We start from the raw sequence: 17,854 nt of genomic DNA, 5'->3' as shown, positions 1-17,854 counted from the left end.
CACGTGATGAGGGAGAACAGATGCAGATGAGCGTGGAATGGATGGAGCGGCACGAGGTCGCGCTCTATGTCGCGGGGCCGGCGATCGGGGCCGTCGTCGGGCTGGCCTGGCCCGTGGTCGCCTACCCGGCCGAGCTGGCGATCCACCCAGTGCTCGCGCTGCTGCTCTACGCCACGTTCCTCGGCATCCCGTTCGGCAGAATCGGGCACGCCTTCCGCGACTGGCGCTTCCTTGCCGCGATCCTCGTCGTGAACTTCGTGCTGGTGCCCGCCGTCGTCTGGCTGCTGTCGGGGATCGTGGCCCACGACCAGGTACTCCTCGTCGGCGTGCTGTTCGTGCTGCTGACCCCGTGCATCGACTACGTGATCGTCTTCGCCGGGCTTGCCGGCGGCGACGAGGAGAAGCTCTTGGCAGCCGCCCCGCTGCTGATGCTCACCCAGATGCTCCTGCTGCCGCTGTACCTATGGCTGTTCGTCGGAGCGGAGTTCGTGGGGTCCGTGGAGTTCGCGCCGTTCGTCGAGGCCTTCGTGCTCATCATCGCCCTGCCCCTCGTGGGCGCGGCGCTGACCCAGCTGTCCGCGGCCAGATCGCGCGCCGCGCGCAGGGTCGAACAGGCGGTCATGGGCGCGATGGTGCCGCTCATGGTCGCCACGCTCGCGGTCGTCGTCGCCTCGCAGATCGCTCGCGTGAGCGCGCGGCTCGGCTCTCTGCTCCTCGCGGTGCCGGTCTACGTCCTCTTCGCCGCCGTGATGGTGCCGGTCGGGATGCTGGCGGGCAGAGTCGCGGGCCTCGACGTGCCCGGCAGACGGGCGATCGTGTTCATCGGCGCGACCCGGAACTCACTCGTCGTGCTGCCGCTGGTGCTCGCGCTGCCCGCGGCGTTCGACCTCGCTCCCCTCGTGGTCGTCACGCAGACCCTGGTCGAGCTGGTCGTCATGGTGGTTTTCGTGCGACTGATCCCGTGGATCATCCGCGTGGCTCACGATCCCGCGATAGGACCGGCGAAGTCCGTGTCGTAGAAGCCTCGTGCAACGGGGGGTGCCGGGATCCCTCAATCAGAGAAGTGCCGAAGGCGGGCCTCGGCTCTCGTCAGGGCGGCCGGCGGGCGTCGCTCAGGTCCCCACTACCACCTGATCGAACAGAAGGCCAAGAGAAGGAGAAGTGGAGGCCGGGACTGCTTCGATGGCGAAGGCGTCCTGTGCGCACGGGTCGCGGATGCCCGATCCTTCCTTCGACCGGGCAGTTGGCAGGTTGACGTCGTGAGGCCGTACTCTGGTGTGGAGGCAGCACACATCATACGCACGTCACTTAGCGGTGAAGTAGCCTCTGACCAGCGAAAACGCCATCGTCCTACTCTCCCAGTTTTTCAATGTATCTATCGTGGGAAGTAGGGCCCCTTCTACATTCATGCAAAGCGGGTCGAAGCAAGTCGCACGCGCAAAGATCCCGCTTGGCAGTGCCGGACAGTGGCCCGACGTCAACGAGTCGTTTCCCGGTCTGACCTGGCACGAAAGGCTCTGACCAAGCACTTCGATAGCCCGACCTGTTCAGCAACGAACCGCCGTAGCCCTGGGTCCCGGACACTGCGAGGTGCTACCCGTGCCTGAACTTCCTGAGGTCGAGGTCGTGCGCCGTGGACTCGACGATCATGTCCGTGGCCGGACGATCGCCTCGGCCACTATTCTGCATCCGCGTGCGGCCCGCCGTCATGTGGGCGGTACGGAGGATTTGGCCGCACGGATGGTCGGGGCGACGATCACGGGGACTGCCCGCCGCGGTAAGTACCTGTGGCTGATCCTGGACGGCGAGGACGCGCTGCTGGCTCACCTGGGGATGAGCGGGCAGATGCTCATCACGTCGCCTGATGCTGCCGTCGCTGCGCACGAGCGGGCGCGGATCACCTTCACCGACGGCGGCCACGATCTGCGGTTCGATGACCAGCGCACGTTCGGGCATCTGATGTACGACGAAGGCGGAGCGGTGCTACCCTCGCCGATCGCCCACATCGCGCGGGATCCGTTCGATCCGCTGTTCGACCAGGCGGCAGCAGTTGCGTTGATCAAGGCCAAAAAAACCGGCATCAAGCGCGTGCTGCTGGACCAGACGGTAGTGTCCGGCATCGGGAACATCTACGCCGACGAAGCACTCTGGGCTGCCAAGGTGCACGGGGAGACGGCGGCATCGTCCTTGAGCAAGCCAAGGATCTCAGCGCTGATCGATGCTGCGCGCGACGTCATGGCCGCCGCGCTAAACCAAGGCGGAACCTCGTTCGATTCCCTCTATGTCGACGTGGCCGGCAGCAGCGGTTATTTTGCCCGCAGCCTGAATGCCTACGGTCGTACCGGCCAGCCTTGCACGCGCTGCGGGACGCCGATCGTGCGGGAACAATTCATGAACCGCTCGAGCCACTCGTGTCCGATCTGCCAGCGAAAATCGACAACGACCCTAGCGTGATGAGGAGTTTGCCTGAGGAGGCCAGGTCACGGACGTTGAGCAGACAGATGTGGAGAAAGTGCTCAGGGCTCCCGCGGACGACACAAGCTGTCCGTTCAGGGCACGAGCGAGAGCAGCACTCCTCCAGCAGCGCCGACGATCACGACGACCCACGGCGGCAGCTTCCACGCGATCAGGAGCACGAAGCAGACCAGCGCGAGAGCGAACGGGCCGGGGCCGGTGATCGCGGTGGAGAACACCGGGGAGTACAGGGCTGCGGCGAGGATGCCGACGACCGCGGCGTTGGCTCCGCGCATCACGGCCTGGGCCCAGGGGCGCTGGCGCAGCGAGTTCCAGAACGGCAGCACGCCGACCAGGAGCAGGAATCCGGGCAGGAAGACGGCGACAAGGGCGATCGCCGCTCCGAGGACTCCGCCGGGCCCAGTGGTCGATGCCGTGCCCAGGAGCGCGGCGAAGGTGAACAGCGGCCCGGGCACCGCCTGCGCAGCACCGTAGCCGGCCAGGAACTGCTGGTCGCCCACCCACCCGGTCTCGACGACTCCGGACTGGAGCAGCGGCAGGACGACATGCCCGCCGCCGAAGACCAGGGAGCCCGCGCGGTAAAAGGCGTCGAAGAGCGCTAGACCTCCTGAGCCCGTCGCGATCACTGCCACTGGCAGGCCGAGCAGCAGGATCCCGAACAGGACCAGGCTCGCTGCGCCGACGCCGCGCCGGACGGGGAAGTGCAGCGCCCCGCCGGTCGCCATGCTCGCAGCACGGCAGAAGAAGTACCCGGCGACCGCGCCGAGCGCGATCGCGATGACCTGCCCTGACGATCCGGCCAGCAGCAGGGCCGCGGCCGCGGCGACGGCTGCGATCGACGCGCGCTGCCTGTCGGGAGCCAGGCTCTTCGCCATCCCCAGGACCGCCTGGGCGACGATGGCGACCGCGACTATCTTCAGCCCGATGAGCAGTCCCTCGGCGACGGGGCCGGTGAACAGCGACGCCCCGTAGGCGAACGCGACCATAAGCGCCGCCGATGGCAACGTAAAGGCGAGGAACGCCGCCAGCGCGCCGAGGGCCCCGGCGCGGTGCATGCCGATCGCGAACCCGACCTGGCTCGACGCGGGGCCCGGCAGGAACTGGCAGAGCGCGACGAGGTCGGCGTACTCCCTGTCGTCCAGCCACTTCCGGCGCTCGACGGCCTCGGTGCGGAAGTAGCCCAGGTGCGCGATCGGTCCGCCGAAGGAGGAGACGCCGAGCCTGAGGAAGACGCGGAACACCTCCCAGGCGGAGCCTCGCACGGCTCTCGTCGGTGCGGACACGGCATCAGCCATGTTCGGGTTCCTCTCGGGTGAAGATCTGGACGCGCTCCCGCGCTTGGGCGAGCCCTTCGCGTCCCCTGTCGGTGGCGGAGTAGTACTTGCGCACCGTGCGTCCGTCGCGCTCGGAGCGCACGGTCAGATATCCGTCGGCGACCATCCGGCGCAGCATCGGGTATAGCGTCCCGGGCGAAAGCCGGTAGCCATGGCCTGCGAGCTCCTCGATCATCCACGCCCCGTAGATCTCCTCCTGCGCTGCGTGGTGCAGGACGTGCATGCGCACGAGCCCGGACAATAGGTCGTGGTGCTCGAACTCCGTCGAAGCGTCGTCGTTGGACTCCATGTCAGTATCGTACATCGATATCGACTACAGATAGTGAGTCCAGGACTCGGAGTCGCCTGTCTCGATGATTCAACGAACAGCTGAAGTGTCACGAGACGGCGGGGGCTTCTGCTCCGGTGCGAGAAAGTTCGATCGCCAGCAGCGCGAGCGAACGCCTTTCGTTCTTGCAGAGGTTCGCTCAGTCTTCAGATGCGAGCTCCGTGGCGAGCTCGCGGACCTTCCCGAAGATCTCATCGCGGATCAGGCGCATCCGCTCCTCGCCCTCGATGCCCCGCGTCGACGGCTCGTCGATCACCCAGGTCTCGAGGACCCCGGCCATTCCCGGCACGGGCTCGACCACGGCTTCCTCGCCGACGACGACGACGCGGTCCACGGAAAGCAGGAGGCCCGGGTCGATCGGCTTTGGGTGCTCGCCATCCAGGCTCGCCCCGACCTCGGCGACGGACGCGGCGGACAACGCGTTGAGCGCCGAACCCGGGGCCGTGCCCGCCGAGTGGGCTTGGACGGCGTCGCCGGCGAGCTTGCGCATGAGAGCGGCGGCCATCTGGGACTTACCGCCGTTCTTCTTGCAGACGAACAGCACCGAAGGCTGGCGCTCGTCCCGCTGCTGCGGGGTGGCCGGGGGGAGCAGTTCCTCGATGAGCGCCTCGATGCGCGAGCGGATCTCGTCGCGGATGGGCCGGACCGCCTCGATGCCCTGCCCTGCCGGGTCCTCGAGCTTCCAGTCCTCGTAGCGCTTGCCCGGGAAGAACGGGCAGGAGTCGCCGCAGCCCATGGTGATCACGACGTCGGAGTCCTGCACGGCCTCGGTCGTGAGGACCTTGGGCTGCTCGGCGGTGATGTCGATGCCCTCTTCCCGCATGGCCTCGACCGCGACCGGGTTGATCTGGTCGGCTGGCATCGATCCTGCGGAGCGGACCTCGATGCGGTCGCCGGCGCGGTCGCGGAGGTAGCCGGCGGCCATCTGGGAGCGTCCGGCGTTGTGGACGCAGACGAACAGGACGGAGGGTTTCTGGTCGGTCATGAGATTCCTTCGGTTTCAGTCGGTGAGGAGCGTGTCGAGCAGTGTGCGGACACGGGATTCGATGTCGTCGCGGATCGCTGCAGCGCCCGCGGGCGAGGCGAGGGCCGGGTCTCCCACGGCCCAGTCCTCGTAGCGGACTCCGGGGATGACAGGGCACACATCGCCGCAGCCCATGGTCACGACCACGTCGGCGGCGCGAACGGCGTCGTCGGTGAGCGGCTTCGGGAAGAGCTGAGATGCCTTGTCCCCCTCGATCTCTGCGAGCAGGGACCGGACGTGCGGGTGCACATGCTCTGCGGGCGTCGATCCGGCCGAGCGGGCGATCACCCGTCCGCCGGAGAGCTGGCCGACCAGGGCGGCCGCGAGCTGGGAGCGGCCGGCGTTCGCGACGCAGACGAACAGCACCTGGGGTGCGGCGCTCTCGCGGTCACGGGTGAGGTCGGCCAGGCGCTGCCTCGCGAACCGTTCGGTCAGCGGCACGATGTATCGGGTGATCTTCGCGCTGCGGGCCAGCGCGGCGTAGGACTCCCGCACGATGCTCGTCACGGTCTCGGGCGGCAGGGCAGGGGTCGACGCTGCGAGGTCCGCGGCGAGATGAGCGATCTGCGCGTCCGTGTCCGCAGCGTCCGCGTCAGGCAGTGCCTCGGGCGCTGCCTCGGCGATGGCCGCCGGCGCGAAGCCGTCCAGCAGCGCGGTCACCGCAGAACGGCGTGCCGGGTTGATGCGGTACCAGACCCAGGTGCCGCGGCGCTCGGCGTCCAGCAGGCCCACGGTCTTGAGGACCTTCAAGTGATGGGACACCGTCGGCTGGGAGACCTCGGCGAGCTCGGCGAGGTCGCACACGCAGGACTCTCCGCGCGAGTCTGCCGCGATCGCCGAGAGCATCCGCAGCCGGAAGGGGTCGCTCAGCGCCTTCAACGCGGTCGCAACGGTGGCCGCGAACTCGGCGCTGATCGCGTGCGTCGCGGTCGGGGCGCACGGCTCAGCCAGCACGGTGTCTTCGTTCATGGTGTCCTCGTTTCGATGGCGGTGTCAGCGACGTACGGGTCTGTGCGGAACCAGGCGCGGGCGGCCCAGAGCGAGACGTAGACGAGCCCGACGAGCACGGGCACCTCGATCAGCGGCCCGACCACGCCCGCGAGGGCCTGCCCGCTGGTCGCGCCGAACGTGCCGATCGCAACCGCGATCGCGAGCTCGAAGTTGTTCCCCGCCGCCGTGAACGCCAGTGTGGTCGAACGGGCGTAGCCGAGTCCAAGGCCCTTGCCAAGCAAGAGGCCCGCGAACCACATGAGCGCGAAGTAGACGAGTAGCGGGAGTGCGATCCGTGCGACGTCCAACGGCTTGCCCAGCACCGCGTCGCCCTGCAGGGCGAACAGCAGCACGATCGTGAACAGCAGCCCGTACAGGGCCCACGGACCGATGCGAGGAAGGAACTTCTCCTCGTACCAGTCCCGGCCGCGGCGCTTCTCGCCGATCCACCGCGAGGCGAAGCCCGCGACGAGCGGCACACCGAGGAAGACGAGCACGTTCAGGGCGATCTGCCCCATCGACACCTCAAGGCCCTGTGTGTCGAGGCCGAGCCAGCCTGGGAGGATCGTGAGGTAGAACCAGCCCAGCACGGAGAACATTACGACCTGGAACACCGAGTTGATCGCGACCAGCACGGCGGTCGCCTCGCGGTCGCCGCAGGCGAGGTCGTTCCAGATCACGACCATGGCGATGCAGCGCGCGAGGCCCACGATGATGAGGCCGGTGCGGTACGCGGGCAGGTCGGGCAGGAAGATCCACGCGAGGGCGAACATCACGGCGGGGCCGACCAGCCAGTTCAGCACCAGCGAGGAGGCCAGCAGCTTCTTGTCGCCGGTGACGGCGGCGACCTTGTCGTAGCGGACCTTCGCGAGTACCGGGTACATCATCACCAGCAGCCCGAGCCCGATCGGCACCGAGATCCCGCCGACCTCCAGGTGGCTCAAGAGGTCCGACAGTGCAGGGACGAAGCGGCCGAGCAGGAGCCCGGCGACCATGGCCAGACCGATCCACAGCGGGAGCCACTTGTCGAGCGTGGAGAGCCGTTTCGGCGCGGTGCGGGCAGCAACAGCGGATGCGGCGGTCATGCGAGCAGCTCCTCGATCTTCGCAGCGATGGCGGGCTTCGGATGCGCGCCGATCAGCACATCCACCCGTTCTCCGCCCTTGTAGAAGGCGAGGGTCGGGATGGAGGTAACCCCGGCGGCGGTCACGGTCTCAGGGTTCTGGTCGGCGTCCACCTTGACGATCCGGGCGCGACCGTCGTATTCCTCAGCGAGCTGGTCCAGGATCGGAGCGATCGCCTTGCACGGGCCGCACCAGGTGGCCCAGATGTCGACGACGACGGGCAGTTCCGACTCAGTCACCTCGGCTTGGAAAGTCGAGTCGGTGACTTGGGCAATGGGGTTCATGCGGAGACCTCCAGGATGGGCTCCGCGCGGGTAGCAGGAGCGAGATTCGACAGGTAGTGCTGGGCGTCCTGCGCGGCGGCGCAGCCGGTGCCGGCGGCGGTGATCGCCTGCCGGTACATGTGATCCACCAGATCGCCGGCCGCGAAGACGCCCGGCAGGCTGGTCCGCGTGGTCGGGAGGGCCACCTGTACATAGCCGTCGGAATCGGTGCCGACCTGACCGGCCACAAGTTCGGAGCGCGGATCGTGCCCGATCGCGACGAACACCCCGGTGACGTCGAGAGCGCGCTCGGCCCCACTGGCGGTGTCGCGCAGCCGTAGCCCGGTCACCCGCTCGTCGCCGAGGATCTCGGCGACCTCGCTGTTCCATGCCACCTCGACCTTCGGGTGCTCCAGGACGCGCTGGGCCATGATCTTCGATGCACGGAACTCGTCACGCCGGTGGACCACGGTCACCTTCGAAGCGAACCGGGTGAGGAACAGGGCCTCCTCCATCGCGGAATCTCCGCCGCCGACCACAGCGATCTGCTGATCTCGGAAGAAGAAGCCGTCGCAGGTGGCGCACCAGGAGACGCCGTGCCCGGACAAACGGTCCTCCTCCGGGAGGCCGAGCTTCCGGTAGGCGGAGCCCATCGTCAGGATGACCGCGCGGGCTCGATACGTGACGCCATTCCCGGTCTCGACCACCTTCAAGACGTCGTCGAGGCTGAGGCGGATCGCATCGTCGTAGACGATCTCGGCACCGAAGCGCTCGGCCTGCGCACGCATCGCCTCCATCAGCTCCGGTCCCTGGATGCCGTCCACGAAGCCGGGGAAGTTCTCCACCTCGGTCGTCGTCATCAGCGCGCCGCCGGCCGTGACCGAACCGGCGATCACCACTGGGGCGAGGCCTGCTCGCGCCGCGTAGACCGCGGCAGTGTATCCGGCAGGGCCCGATCCGACGATGACCAACTCAGTATCTTGATTCGACACGCTTCTATATTGAAGTACGTCGAATCAAGGGTCAAGCCAGGGTGCGGAGGTTCACCAGATGTTCATCTCGGATGTTGGGTCGAGGGGCGTATGCCACAGCATTTGTCTCCCGCGGTGGCTGCGACGAGGATGGACAGCTGAGGCATATGCCCGGCCATCAAGACCCTTGTCCGAGTCTCCGACCTGGATCGAGCGTTCGGCCTGACCGCGCACGCCGAGCACGTCCGGGAGATCCGCGAGGCCGCGCCGCCGCTGACGCGCGAGCAGACGAAGTTCATCGCCCAGGTCTTCACGGACCACCTGCTCGAACAGGACGCCAGGAAAAGAATAGAAGCGGAGGCCGGGACTGCATCAGAGGCGATGTAGTGCCCATCCTCGATGGCGGCGGCGTCCTGTGCGCACGGTCGTGAATGCCCGATTCTTGCTTCGACTGGACCGTTGGCATGTTGAAGTCCTGAGGCCGTACTCTGGATATTGGGCAGCGCGCGTTGCGACACCCTCGTCTCGACGAGAAGTGCCCTTTGAACTGCGAAAACGCTTCGCTCTGAGCCTCTCAGTTTTTCAATGTACCTAACGTGGGAAGTAGGGCTACTTCGCGCGCTCGCTCAACGCCTACGGCCGGCTCGGGGAACCGTGCCCGCGCTGCGGGGAGCCGATGGCGAAGGAAAGCATTGGCGGCAGGGGATCGTACTTTTGTCCTGCGTGCCAGCCAGCACCGCGGAAGCTGCGGTCCGTTAGTGGCAAACGTACGATTGGCACATGACAGTTAGCGATAATTCCCAGCCTGCCGCCACCGAATTGTGGGTTGAACGCACGGCAAGCGCCAAGTTCACCGGCAAGTCCTCGCGCGGGGCGGAGGTGCTCGTCGGCCGTGACACGGTGGAGGGTGTATTCACGCCGGGCGAGCTGCTCAAAATTGCTCTCGCGGCCTGTACCGCGATGAGCGCAGATGGGCCGCTCGAGCGGCGCCTCGGCGAGGATTTCTCCGGTACCGTCCGGGTATCCGGCGCGGCAGACCGCGACCAGGAGCTCTATCCCAAGCTCGAGGAGGTCTTCGAGCTTGATCTAGCCGAATTCTCCGAAACTGACCGCGAGAAGATCCGCACCATCGCCGCGCGCGCCATCGATCGTGCTTGCACCGTGGGCAGGACTCTCAAGGCCGGAACCGAGATCGACCTGAGCTTCTCCGATTCGGGCGCGGAGGCGTAGCGCAGATGTCCGAGATTCAAAGGCTGACGGCGTGGGTGCATGGGCACGTCCAAGGGGTCGGTTTTCGCTGGTGGACGCGGAGCCGCGCACTAGAACTCGGCCTCGTCGGCCATGCAACGAACAAGCCCGATGGGCGCGTCTGCGTGGTCGCCGAGGGGCCGCGGCGCGACCTTGATCGGCTCGTCGAGTGGCTCCGCAGCGGCGATACGCCGGGGCAGGTGAGCACGGTGGTTGAATCCTTCGATCCGCCGCGCGGCGATCTCGACGGGTTCGTCGAACGGTAGGTGACTGATTCAGGCATCGGTGGCTCACCACCGCCTACACTGGGCCACGAGTAAGAGACGAAGCGAGGACGAGGAAGCCGGTACGTGACCGACCCGCACAACCCCGATAACGGGGGCCACAGGCCAGATAATTCCGATAGTTCTGACGGCGACGGCGGCGCGGCCTCCGGCCCCAACGAGGGCCAGGGGCGCAGCCCGCTTGAGAATCTGCGCGCCAACAGGTCTGACTCTGCGCAGTCGAGTCCGGCGGGCAACATGCGTCGCCAGACCCCGGAGAGCGCGGTGAGGCGCGAGCCGACGCTGGCCGAGTCCCGCGAACGCGATCGGGTGCGCCGCGAGGCCGAGCGAGCGGCGCGACTGCAGGCTCAGGAGGACCAGAGGAACGAAGAGAAGCGCAGGCGCAGGAAGACCTATCTGATCTCCGGCGGTGTGGGCCTCGGCCTGGTGGCGATCCTCGCGGCGACGTACATGTCTTCTGCCGGCGGGGGAGGCGCGGACTACGAAACCGCCCAGTGCACGAACGAGCAGGGAGTCGTCGTGGACGACCAGGTCTGCGAGAACGCCACCGAGGAACGCAGTGGCCCCGGTGGAATGTTCTTCTTCCTCGTCGGCGGGAGCATGTACCGCTACTCCTATGGTTCGAACGCACCTGTCGGGGCTATGGCCAATGGTTCCACGACGCCGCAGTCGGGCAAGAGCTACGCGACGGGCAACGGCCGCGAGGTGACCAACAGCGGAAAGACCGGCGGACCGGTGAGCCGCGGCGGGCTCGGTTCGTCCTCGGGGTCCAAGGGATCCTCCGGCGGTAAGGGTTTTTCCAGCGGCAGCTGATCCACCGAAGGCGGCCCGGTGGACCCGGTACGTCCGACGTCATACGCGAAAAGGGGAGCGAACACATGCGCAGGGTGCAGGGCCGAGCGCGGGCGAACTGGCGGAGCATTACCGAGCAGCAGGGCCTGATTTTCAATACGCCCGGGCGCGACAAGCATGGCGCCAGGCGTGAGTACTGGGACGAGTCGGTGCACTACGAGTTCGACATGGACGAGGTGCTCGCGCTCGAGACGCAGGTCGAGTTGATGCACTCGATGTGCCTTGAGGCGGTCGAGCATGTGATCCTCACCGAACGATTCGCCGACTTCGGGATTCCCGAGTATGCATGGGAGGCCATCGCCGCCTCCTGGCGGCGCGGGGACCCTCACGTCTATGGGCGTTTCGATTTCCGCTACGACGGCTCCGGTCCGGCCAAGTTGCTCGAATACAACGCCGATACGCCCACCTCGTTACTCGAGGCGGCGATCCTGCAGTGGTATTGGAAGCAGGACGAATACCCGGACGCCGACCAGTGGAACTCACTGCACGAGGCGCTGGTCGCGCGGTGGGCCGAGATCAAGGGGCAGTTGCCGGCAGACGACCTCTACTTTTGTTGGTCCGGCGCTGATCCCACCGGCGAAGACCACATGACCACGGCATACATGCAGGAGACCGCGGCCGAGGCTGGATTCTCCACGGTCGGTTTGGAGATCGAGCAAGTGGGGTGGGACAGCGAGCTGCGCCGGTTCACCGATCTGGAACTCGCCCCGATGGAAAATGTGTTCAAGCTATACCCATGGGAGTGGGCGCTCGAGGACGAGTTCGGGCGTCACATGGTGTCCGAACTGCCGAAGACACTCTGGGTCGAGCCGCTGTGGAAAGCGATTCTGTCGAACAAGGCGATCCTCGCGATCCTGTGGGAGATGTATCCCGGGCATCCGAATCTGCTTCCTACGTTTATCGACGACCCCGGGATGCTCACCGAGTACGTGCGCAAGCCAAAGCTGGGACGCGAGGGTGCGAACTTGTCGATCGTCGGCGCCGGCATGGATACCGAGACCACCGGGGTGTACGGGCGAGAAGGATACGTCTACCAGCTGCTCGACCCTCTACCGGAGTTCGACGGATACCGGCCGGTACTCGGTACATGGGTTGTGGGCGATGAATCGGTGGGGCTCGGCATTCGCGAGACCGCCGGGTTGATCACCGACGACGGCGCTTCCTTCATTCCGCACATCATTCCGAATCCGTAGTTTCCCCGTTAACTGCTCTACCTCGAAACTCGACTAGCGAAAGGCCACCACCGTGACCTCGTACCTCGCCCTGTCCGCGCCCGACCTGTCCGGAGTGCCCGAGGGCATCGCCGCCATCGTCCTCTACGCACTGCTCGGCCTCGTGCTCATGGTGCTCGCGTTCTACGTGATCGATTGGACCACGCCCGGCAAGCTGCGAGACTTCGTGCGCGGTGGCTACCCGAACGCGGCGTTGATCACCTCGTCGGGGCTTCTCGCGATGGCGCTGGTCGTGGTTGTAGCGATCTGGCAGTCGTTCGGCGACCTGGGCACGGGGCTCGCGACCGCCGCGATCTACGGCGTCGTCGGAATCGTGGTTCAGGCGCTCGCCGTGCGTTTTCTCGAACTGGTCGTCAACATCAATATCGGCGAGTCTCTCAAGCGTGAGGCATTCACGTCCGAGGCGTGGGTCGTCGCCGGGGCGCACCTGGCCATCGGGCTCGTGGTGGCGGCCTCGATCAGCTGATCAGTCTCGCACCTCGTCGGCGACAAGGTCAGTCGAGGACGGAAGCTGCCGTTTGAAGGTGGCGGCCCGAAATGCAGGCATCGTATGGCGCGCCCACCACAGCAGCGGAAGACCGAGTCCCATGCCGCCGACGCCGAGGATGAACACGGCGCCGACCTCGATGCCCAGCCACGGAATTCGCCAGACTCCCTCGCCGAAATCCGGGTCGAAGGACGCGAGTGCCGTCCACACGGAAGCTCCGAGCAGAAGCACTCCGCCGATTGAGGGAAGCACGACCCGTCGAACGTCGACCCTTCCGGCCGTGGCGTGCTCGGGGCGGAGGCGAGCACCCGAATACAGCCGTGCCGAGGCCAGCGCGGTGAGACCGTAATAGAATCCGATCGCCACGCCGCACGCTGCGACGGCGTCGAGCACCATCCCGCCGCCGCCAAATAGATCCATCGCGACGTACAGGCCGGCCGAGAGCAGACCCATGGTCCACGTGGACACATGCGGGGTAGCAAAGCGGGGATGAGCCTTGCCGAAAGTTTTCGGCAGAGCGCCGTGGAATGCCATCGCGAATGTCGTACGCGCCGTGGGCAGAATCGTCGTTTGCGTCGAGGCGGTGGCCGAGGTGAGCACCATGATGACAAGCGCGGCGACCGCGATCTGGCCGGCGACCGAATCTCCGAAGACCGCCCCACCCAGCGCGGCGACGACGTCATCGGCGTTATCGGGGTTGGCGAGCCCGAGCCCCTCGTCCGATACGCCGGCAAAGGCCTGTGCGGCGACCGTGAACAGAACATATACCGACACGAGGATGACGGTGGAGCACAGGGCCGCGAGACCCGGCGTGCGCCGGGAATCCTTGGTTTCCTCGTTGACGGAGAGCACCGAGTCCCAGCCCCAATAGATAAACACCATGAGCATGACACCGGTGACGAGGGCGGAAGGATCGGATACCGCAAAAGGGTTGAACCAGTCCCAGCTCACCGGGCGCGATTGCGGTAGCCCGGTGCCGCTATAGACCCGGACCAGCGCGGCCACGGCGAAACCGAGGAGGACGACGGTTTCGATCACCACGAGAACCACCTGCAATTTCGCCGTCAACAAGATGCCACGAACCGCGAGCCAGGTGAGGCACAGGATGAAGCCGACGCCGAGGAGGAGCACCGCGGGATGGTGCGGGTCGGAGCCGATGTCCGAACCGAGGAGAATGAACGTGTACTGCGATGCGACCTGCGCGAGCGAGGCCATGACAAGAACGTCGGCGACGATGATGGCCCATCCCGCCATCCAGCCCCACGGCATTCCGAATGCCCGTGATACCCACACGAATGAGGTGCCCGCATCGGGTTCGGCCCGGTTGAGGGCGTCGTAACCGAACGCCGCGAACAGCACCGGCACGAAGGCGAGCAGCACGACCACCGGTGCCTGCCACGCGACGGCGGCGGCGACGAATCCGAGGGTCGCGGCGATCGAATAGGCAGGCCCTGTCGAGGCGACGCCGATGGACACGGAGTCGACGAAACCGAGTGCACCTTTGTGCAGGCCCTTTTCGCCGCGGTCCTGGGGAGTGGAGTGCGGATCTGAGGTCACGAGCGAAAACATTATCCGGCGAAAGGACAGACAAAAAGACCAAGGCCCGAAGCTCGTCGCTTAGGATGGACGATTGTGTATCTCAAAAGTCTGACGCTCAAAGGGTTCAAGTCCTTTGCGTCGCCGACGACTTTGAGGTTTGAACCAGGAATCTGTGCGGTCGTCGGGCCGAATGGTTCCGGCAAGTCCAATGTCGTCGACGCCTTGACCTGGGTCATGGGCGAACAGGGCGCGAAGACCCTGCGTGGCGGCAAAATGCAGGATGTTATCTTCGCCGGCACGACCGGCAAGTCCGCCCTCGGGCGCGCCGAGGTGACGCTGACCATCGACAATGCCGATGGCGCCCTGCCCATCGACTACGCCGAAGTGTCGGTGACACGACGGATGTTCCGTGACGGCGCCGGCGAGTACGAGATCAACGGCAACCGCGCTCGTCTCATGGATGTCCAGGAGCTGTTGTCGGACTCGGGTATCGGCCGCGAGATGCACGTTATCGTCGGCCAGGGCAAGCTCTCGGAGATCCTCGAATCCAGGCCCGAGGAGCGACGTGCGTTCATCGAAGAGGCCGCCGGGATCCTCAAGCACCGCCGCAGGAAAGAAAAGGCGCAGCGCAAGCTTGCGGGTATGCAGGGCAACCTCGACCGTCTCCAGGATCTCACCAAGGAACTGCGGCGGCAGCTGGGACCGCTCGCGCGCCAGGCCGAGGTTGCCCGGCGCGCGCAAACCGTGCAGGCGGATCTGCGCGACGCGACATTCCGGCTCGCCGCGGACGACTTGCAGCGGCGCCGCACCGAGCTGTCGGACGTCGATACCGCGCGCGCCGACCTCACCCGTCAGCTCGCCGAGGCGACCGATGCGCGCGACGAACTCGCGCGCTCGGTGGACGCGCTGAATGTACGGGTCGAGGAGCTTTCGCCGCGCGCGGACCAGGCCCAGCAGCGTTGGTTCGCCTTGAGCGCTTTGGGCGAACGGTCGCGCGCGACCCAGCGCATCGCTGCGGACCGAGTGCGCAGCCTCACCTCTGCGGCTCCCTCGCACACCGGGCCTGATCCGGAGGAGATCGAGCGGCAGGCCGAAGAGGCCGCGGCGAAGGAAACCGAACAGGCCGATGCCGTAGACAAGGCGAAGGCTGCGCTCGAGGCGGCGACGGCTGCGCTCGCCGAGAAAGAAAAGGTGGCGCAGGACCTCGAGGCGGAGCATCTTCGTCAGGTACGTGCGATCGCCGACCGCCGAGAAGGGCTGGCACGCCTCGCCGGCAAGGCCGAGGCGGTGGCGTCGCGCATCGAGACGCTCAATGAGCAGATCGACAAGCACACCTCAGATCTCGGCGCCGCGCAAGAGGCCGTCACCACGGCGGACGACGAGGTCGCCGTCGCCGAGTCGCGCATCATCGACCACGGCGAAGGCGAAGAAGACCTCAATGCCACGCTCGACGAAGCAGAGCGCGCCTATGACTCCGCCGCGCTGCGCGTGACCGAACTTCGCGAGATGCAAAACGATGCCGGCAAGACGATGGCCGGCCTCGACGCGCGAATCGACACTCTGCGCTCCTCGCTGGGTGCGGGCGATGGCTCGGAATGGCTCGCCAAGCATCTCGGAGAGAAGTGGACGGGCACTCTCGCCGAACACATCACCATCGATTCCGGGGCCGAGAAGGCAATGGGCGTCGTTCTCGGGCAATTCGCCGACGCCGGCGTCACAGCTGAGGGAATCGACCTGTCCGAGGCGCTGTCGGCTCTCGGTAATGACAACGGCGGACGGGCCACCTTGATCGCGCAGACGCCGGGGGAGCGGACGTGGCATCTTGAGGCCGATCTCGTCTCCGGCGCGCGGTGGGCGATCGACGCGATCTCGGCTCCCGCCGAGCTACAAGGAGTCCTCGCGGGCGTGCTCGCCGACGTCGTCCTCGTATCGGACGTGAAGGCCGCGCACGAGCAGGTCGCAGTGGACCGGCGTCTGCGGGCGGTGACCAAAGACGGCGAGATCGTCGGTCCCGGCTGGATGGTCGGCGGCGGCAACGCGGGCCGATCAGGGGTGGAGATCGCCGCCGCGATCGACGACGCCGAAAAGGAGCGCGCCAAGGCGAAGAAGAAGGCCGACAAGGCGGGCGCGACGCTGTCAGGCGCCGAGGCCACTCTCGCCGACGCAACGGCGGCGCTCGAATCGGCGCGCGCGGCTATGACGGAATCCGATCAGCGCATCGAGGGCCTCTACAAGGAGATGGCGCGCCTGGGAGTCGCGCGACGCCGAGCCGAACACGAGGCACGGCGGATCGAGCAGACGCGCGGCAGCGCTCGCGACAAACTCGAGGCCGCCTACGCCGAGCAGGTCGAGCTGCGCCAGCGCATCGCAGCCGCCGACGGCGATGAGCCCGAGGAACCGTCCACCGACAGCGACGACGACCGCCGGTCCAAGGCGCAGGAAGCGGTCGGCGCGGCGCGCGGGGTCGAGACCGAGGCGCGGCTCGCCCTGCGCACCGCCGAAGAACGCATGCAGTCCGGGCGCGGCCGGTCGGCGTCGCTCCGCCGCGCCGCGAACGCCGAGCGCGAATCCCGTGCCCGCGCCGCGCGAGCCGCGGCCGCTCGCAAGCGCGGAGCCGAAGTCGCCGAGATGGTCACCGAGCTCGGCGACACACTCGCCGAAAGGCTCGACTCCGTGACTGCGGACGCCGCGACCTTCCGGGACCGCATCGTTGCCGCCCGCGACGAGACCGCGACCCGGCTCGCCGCGAAGCGTAAAGACCTCGGTGATGCGGAGTCCGCCGTCAACAAGCTCGCAGACAGCGCGCATCGCGACGAGGTCGCCAGGGCGCAACTCGAGGTCAAGGTGCAAGAACTCGAGCAGGGCGTGCTCGAACGGCTCGGCATCGAACCCGAGGCGCTGCTGGCGGAGTACGGCCCCGAGGTCGAGATTCCGCCGAGCCCGCTGGAGATCAGCGAGTTCGAAGACGCCCGAGAGCGCGGCGAGGACGTGACGAGGCCGCAGGGCATGCCGTATGTCCGCTCCGAGCAGGAAGCGCGCCGCAAGCGTGCGGAGAAGGATCTGGCCACCCTCGGTAAGGTCAACCCACTCGCGCTCGAGGAGTACGCCGCGCTCGAGGAACGCCACTCCTTCCTCGCCGCGCAGCTCGACGACGTGAAGAAGGCGCGCAACGACCTCGAGGGCGTGATCGATGACGTCGATTCTCGCATCGAGCAGATCTTCACCGAGGCTTATTTCGACGTCGAGCGAGAGTTCGAGCAGGTCTTCCAGGTGTTGTTCCCCGGCGGCGAGGGCCGACTCGTCCTCACCGATCCCGACGACATGCTCGCCACCGGCATCGACGTCGAGGCCCGCCCGCCGGGCAAGAAGGTCAAGCGCCTGTCGCTGCTGTCGGGCGGAGAGAAATCGCTCACGGCGGTCGCAATGCTCGTGGCGATCTTCAAGGCCCGCCCGTCGCCGTTCTATGTCATGGACGAGGTTGAGGCCGCCCTCGACGACACCAACCTGCGCCGCCTGATCAGCCTGTTCGAGCAGCTGCGCGAGACGAGTCAGCTCGTCGTCATCACCCACCAGAAGCCGACGATGGACGTCGCAGACGTGCTCTACGGCGTCTCGATGCAGGGCGATGGAATCTCGAAGGTGATCTCCCAGCGGATGACCAGCCTGCGCTCGTAGCCTCGCGCGGATCTGACACACTGGGCAC

Annotated in this window: 17 protein-coding genes and 2 pseudogenes; 9 read left to right on the top strand and 10 right to left on the bottom strand. The window is 66.8% G+C overall.

The features are described 5' to 3' along the window. Nucleotides 1–20: 20 nt before the first annotated feature. Together BJL86_RS09385 and mutM are read left to right on the top strand one after the other, a co-directional pair. Complete coding sequence (locus BJL86_RS09385) at nt 21–1,019, top strand: arsenic resistance protein (RefSeq protein ID WP_067472438.1); 999 nt, start codon at nt 21–23, stop codon at nt 1,017–1,019. A gap of 580 nt (nt 1,020–1,599) precedes the next feature. After that, nucleotides 1,600–2,454, top strand: a complete 855-nt coding sequence (mutM, locus tag BJL86_RS09380) for a bifunctional DNA-formamidopyrimidine glycosylase/DNA-(apurinic or apyrimidinic site) lyase (protein ID WP_075844937.1) — start codon at nt 1,600–1,602, stop codon at nt 2,452–2,454. Nucleotides 2,455–2,549: 95 nt separating this feature from the next. Here mutM and chrA read toward each other — a convergent pair whose 3' ends face one another. The 9 genes and pseudogenes from chrA to BJL86_RS09340 form a co-directional block, all read right to left on the bottom strand. Then, nucleotides 2,550–3,770, bottom strand: coding sequence for a chromate efflux transporter (gene chrA, locus BJL86_RS09375; protein ID WP_067472441.1), 1,221 nt, complete (start codon nt 3,768–3,770; stop codon nt 2,550–2,552). After that, the gene (locus BJL86_RS09370; protein ID WP_067472444.1) at nt 3,763–4,098 is read right to left on the bottom strand and encodes a PadR family transcriptional regulator; all 336 of its coding nucleotides are present in this window, start codon (nt 4,096–4,098) and stop codon (nt 3,763–3,765) included. The genes chrA and BJL86_RS09370 overlap by 8 nt, the downstream gene beginning before the upstream one ends. 178 nt (nt 4,099–4,276) lie before the next feature. After that, nucleotides 4,277–4,681, bottom strand: a complete 405-nt coding sequence (locus tag BJL86_RS17400; protein WP_257787307.1) for an arsenate-mycothiol transferase ArsC — start codon at nt 4,679–4,681, stop codon at nt 4,277–4,279. 36 nt (nt 4,682–4,717) lie between these two features. After that, nucleotides 4,718–5,122: pseudogene (locus BJL86_RS17395) on the bottom strand (arsenate reductase ArsC); the annotation flags it as partial. Between the two features lie 15 nt (nt 5,123–5,137). Next, nucleotides 5,138–6,130: a metalloregulator ArsR/SmtB family transcription factor gene (locus BJL86_RS09360; protein WP_067472450.1), complete on the bottom strand. Its 993-nt coding sequence runs from the start codon at nt 6,128–6,130 to the stop codon at nt 5,138–5,140. Continuing rightward, nucleotides 6,127–7,236: an ACR3 family arsenite efflux transporter gene (gene arsB, locus BJL86_RS09355; protein ID WP_067472453.1), complete on the bottom strand. Its 1,110-nt coding sequence runs from the start codon at nt 7,234–7,236 to the stop codon at nt 6,127–6,129. The genes BJL86_RS09360 and arsB overlap by 4 nt, the downstream gene beginning before the upstream one ends. After that, a complete protein-coding gene (gene trxA / locus BJL86_RS09350; protein WP_067472456.1) occupies nt 7,233–7,559 on the bottom strand; it encodes a thioredoxin in 327 nt (108 codons plus the stop codon). Before trxA ends, arsB begins: the two co-directional genes overlap by 4 nt. Next, a complete protein-coding gene (trxB, locus tag BJL86_RS09345) occupies nt 7,556–8,530 on the bottom strand; it encodes a thioredoxin-disulfide reductase (RefSeq protein WP_067472459.1) in 975 nt (324 codons plus the stop codon). The genes trxA and trxB overlap by 4 nt, the downstream gene beginning before the upstream one ends. Before the next feature lie 51 nt (nt 8,531–8,581). Further along, nucleotides 8,582–8,830, bottom strand: coding sequence for a hypothetical protein (locus BJL86_RS09340; protein ID WP_067472462.1), 249 nt, complete (start codon nt 8,828–8,830; stop codon nt 8,582–8,584). A gap of 337 nt (nt 8,831–9,167) precedes the next feature. Here BJL86_RS09340 and BJL86_RS17705 point away from each other — a divergent pair. The 6 genes and pseudogenes from BJL86_RS17705 to BJL86_RS09310 all read left to right on the top strand — a co-directional run. Next, nucleotides 9,168–9,293 (top strand): annotated as a pseudogene (locus BJL86_RS17705) (zinc finger domain-containing protein); the annotation flags it as partial. Continuing rightward, nucleotides 9,290–9,739 carry an OsmC family protein gene (locus tag BJL86_RS09330; protein WP_067472464.1) on the top strand — a complete coding sequence of 150 codons (450 nt, stop codon included), beginning with the start codon at nt 9,290–9,292 and terminating at the stop codon, nt 9,737–9,739. The pseudogene BJL86_RS17705 and the gene BJL86_RS09330, both read left to right, overlap by 4 nt. Before the next feature lie 5 nt (nt 9,740–9,744). After that, nucleotides 9,745–10,023, top strand: a complete 279-nt coding sequence (locus BJL86_RS09325) for an acylphosphatase (protein WP_067472468.1) — start codon at nt 9,745–9,747, stop codon at nt 10,021–10,023. An 84-nt stretch (nt 10,024–10,107) separates the two neighbouring features. Then, on the top strand, nt 10,108–10,854 hold the full coding sequence (locus tag BJL86_RS09320) for a hypothetical protein (protein ID WP_067472470.1): 747 nt from the start codon (nt 10,108–10,110) through the stop codon (nt 10,852–10,854). Nucleotides 10,855–10,919: 65 nt separating this feature from the next. Beyond that, on the top strand, nt 10,920–12,086 hold the full coding sequence (locus BJL86_RS09315; RefSeq protein WP_067472475.1) for a glutathionylspermidine synthase family protein: 1,167 nt from the start codon (nt 10,920–10,922) through the stop codon (nt 12,084–12,086). Nucleotides 12,087–12,138: 52 nt separating this feature from the next. Further along, nucleotides 12,139–12,591, top strand: coding sequence for a DUF350 domain-containing protein (locus BJL86_RS09310; protein ID WP_067472479.1), 453 nt, complete (start codon nt 12,139–12,141; stop codon nt 12,589–12,591). Here BJL86_RS09310 and BJL86_RS09305 read toward each other — a convergent pair whose 3' ends face one another. Continuing rightward, complete coding sequence (locus BJL86_RS09305) at nt 12,592–14,169, bottom strand: APC family permease (protein WP_075844936.1); 1,578 nt, start codon at nt 14,167–14,169, stop codon at nt 12,592–12,594. A gap of 75 nt (nt 14,170–14,244) precedes the next feature. On the opposite strand from BJL86_RS09305, the gene smc reads away from it, so the two are divergent. Then, entirely contained in the window at nt 14,245–17,826 is a 3,582-nt protein-coding gene (smc, locus tag BJL86_RS09300) for a chromosome segregation protein SMC (protein WP_075844935.1), read from the top strand. Nucleotides 17,827–17,854 lie beyond the last annotated feature (28 nt).

Origin of the sequence: Dietzia timorensis (genome assembly GCF_001659785.1) — a bacterium.
GTDB classification, from domain to species: Bacteria; Actinomycetota; Actinomycetes; order Mycobacteriales; family Mycobacteriaceae; genus Dietzia; species Dietzia timorensis.
The sequence above is the reverse complement of the archived record's forward strand: the minus strand, read 5'-3'. Positions and strand labels throughout refer to the sequence as shown.

Excerpts from the sequence above, each read along its gene's own strand:
- BJL86_RS09385 (WP_067472438.1), top strand. The coding sequence starts at position 21 with ATGCAGATGAGCGTGGAATGGATGGAGCGGCACGAGGTCGCGCTCTAT.
- chrA (WP_067472441.1), bottom strand. The coding sequence starts at position 3,770 with ATGGCTGATGCCGTGTCCGCACCGACGAGAGCCGTGCGAGGCTCCGCC.
- BJL86_RS09370 (WP_067472444.1), bottom strand. The coding sequence starts at position 4,098 with ATGGAGTCCAACGACGACGCTTCGACGGAGTTCGAGCACCACGACCTA.
- BJL86_RS09360 (WP_067472450.1), bottom strand. The coding sequence starts at position 6,130 with ATGAACGAAGACACCGTGCTGGCTGAGCCGTGCGCCCCGACCGCGACG.
- arsB (WP_067472453.1), bottom strand. The coding sequence starts at position 7,236 with ATGACCGCCGCATCCGCTGTTGCTGCCCGCACCGCGCCGAAACGGCTC.
- trxA (WP_067472456.1), bottom strand. The coding sequence starts at position 7,559 with ATGAACCCCATTGCCCAAGTCACCGACTCGACTTTCCAAGCCGAGGTG.
- BJL86_RS09330 (WP_067472464.1), top strand. The coding sequence starts at position 9,290 with ATGACAGTTAGCGATAATTCCCAGCCTGCCGCCACCGAATTGTGGGTT.
- BJL86_RS09325 (WP_067472468.1), top strand. The coding sequence starts at position 9,745 with ATGTCCGAGATTCAAAGGCTGACGGCGTGGGTGCATGGGCACGTCCAA.
- BJL86_RS09315 (WP_067472475.1), top strand. The coding sequence starts at position 10,920 with ATGCGCAGGGTGCAGGGCCGAGCGCGGGCGAACTGGCGGAGCATTACC.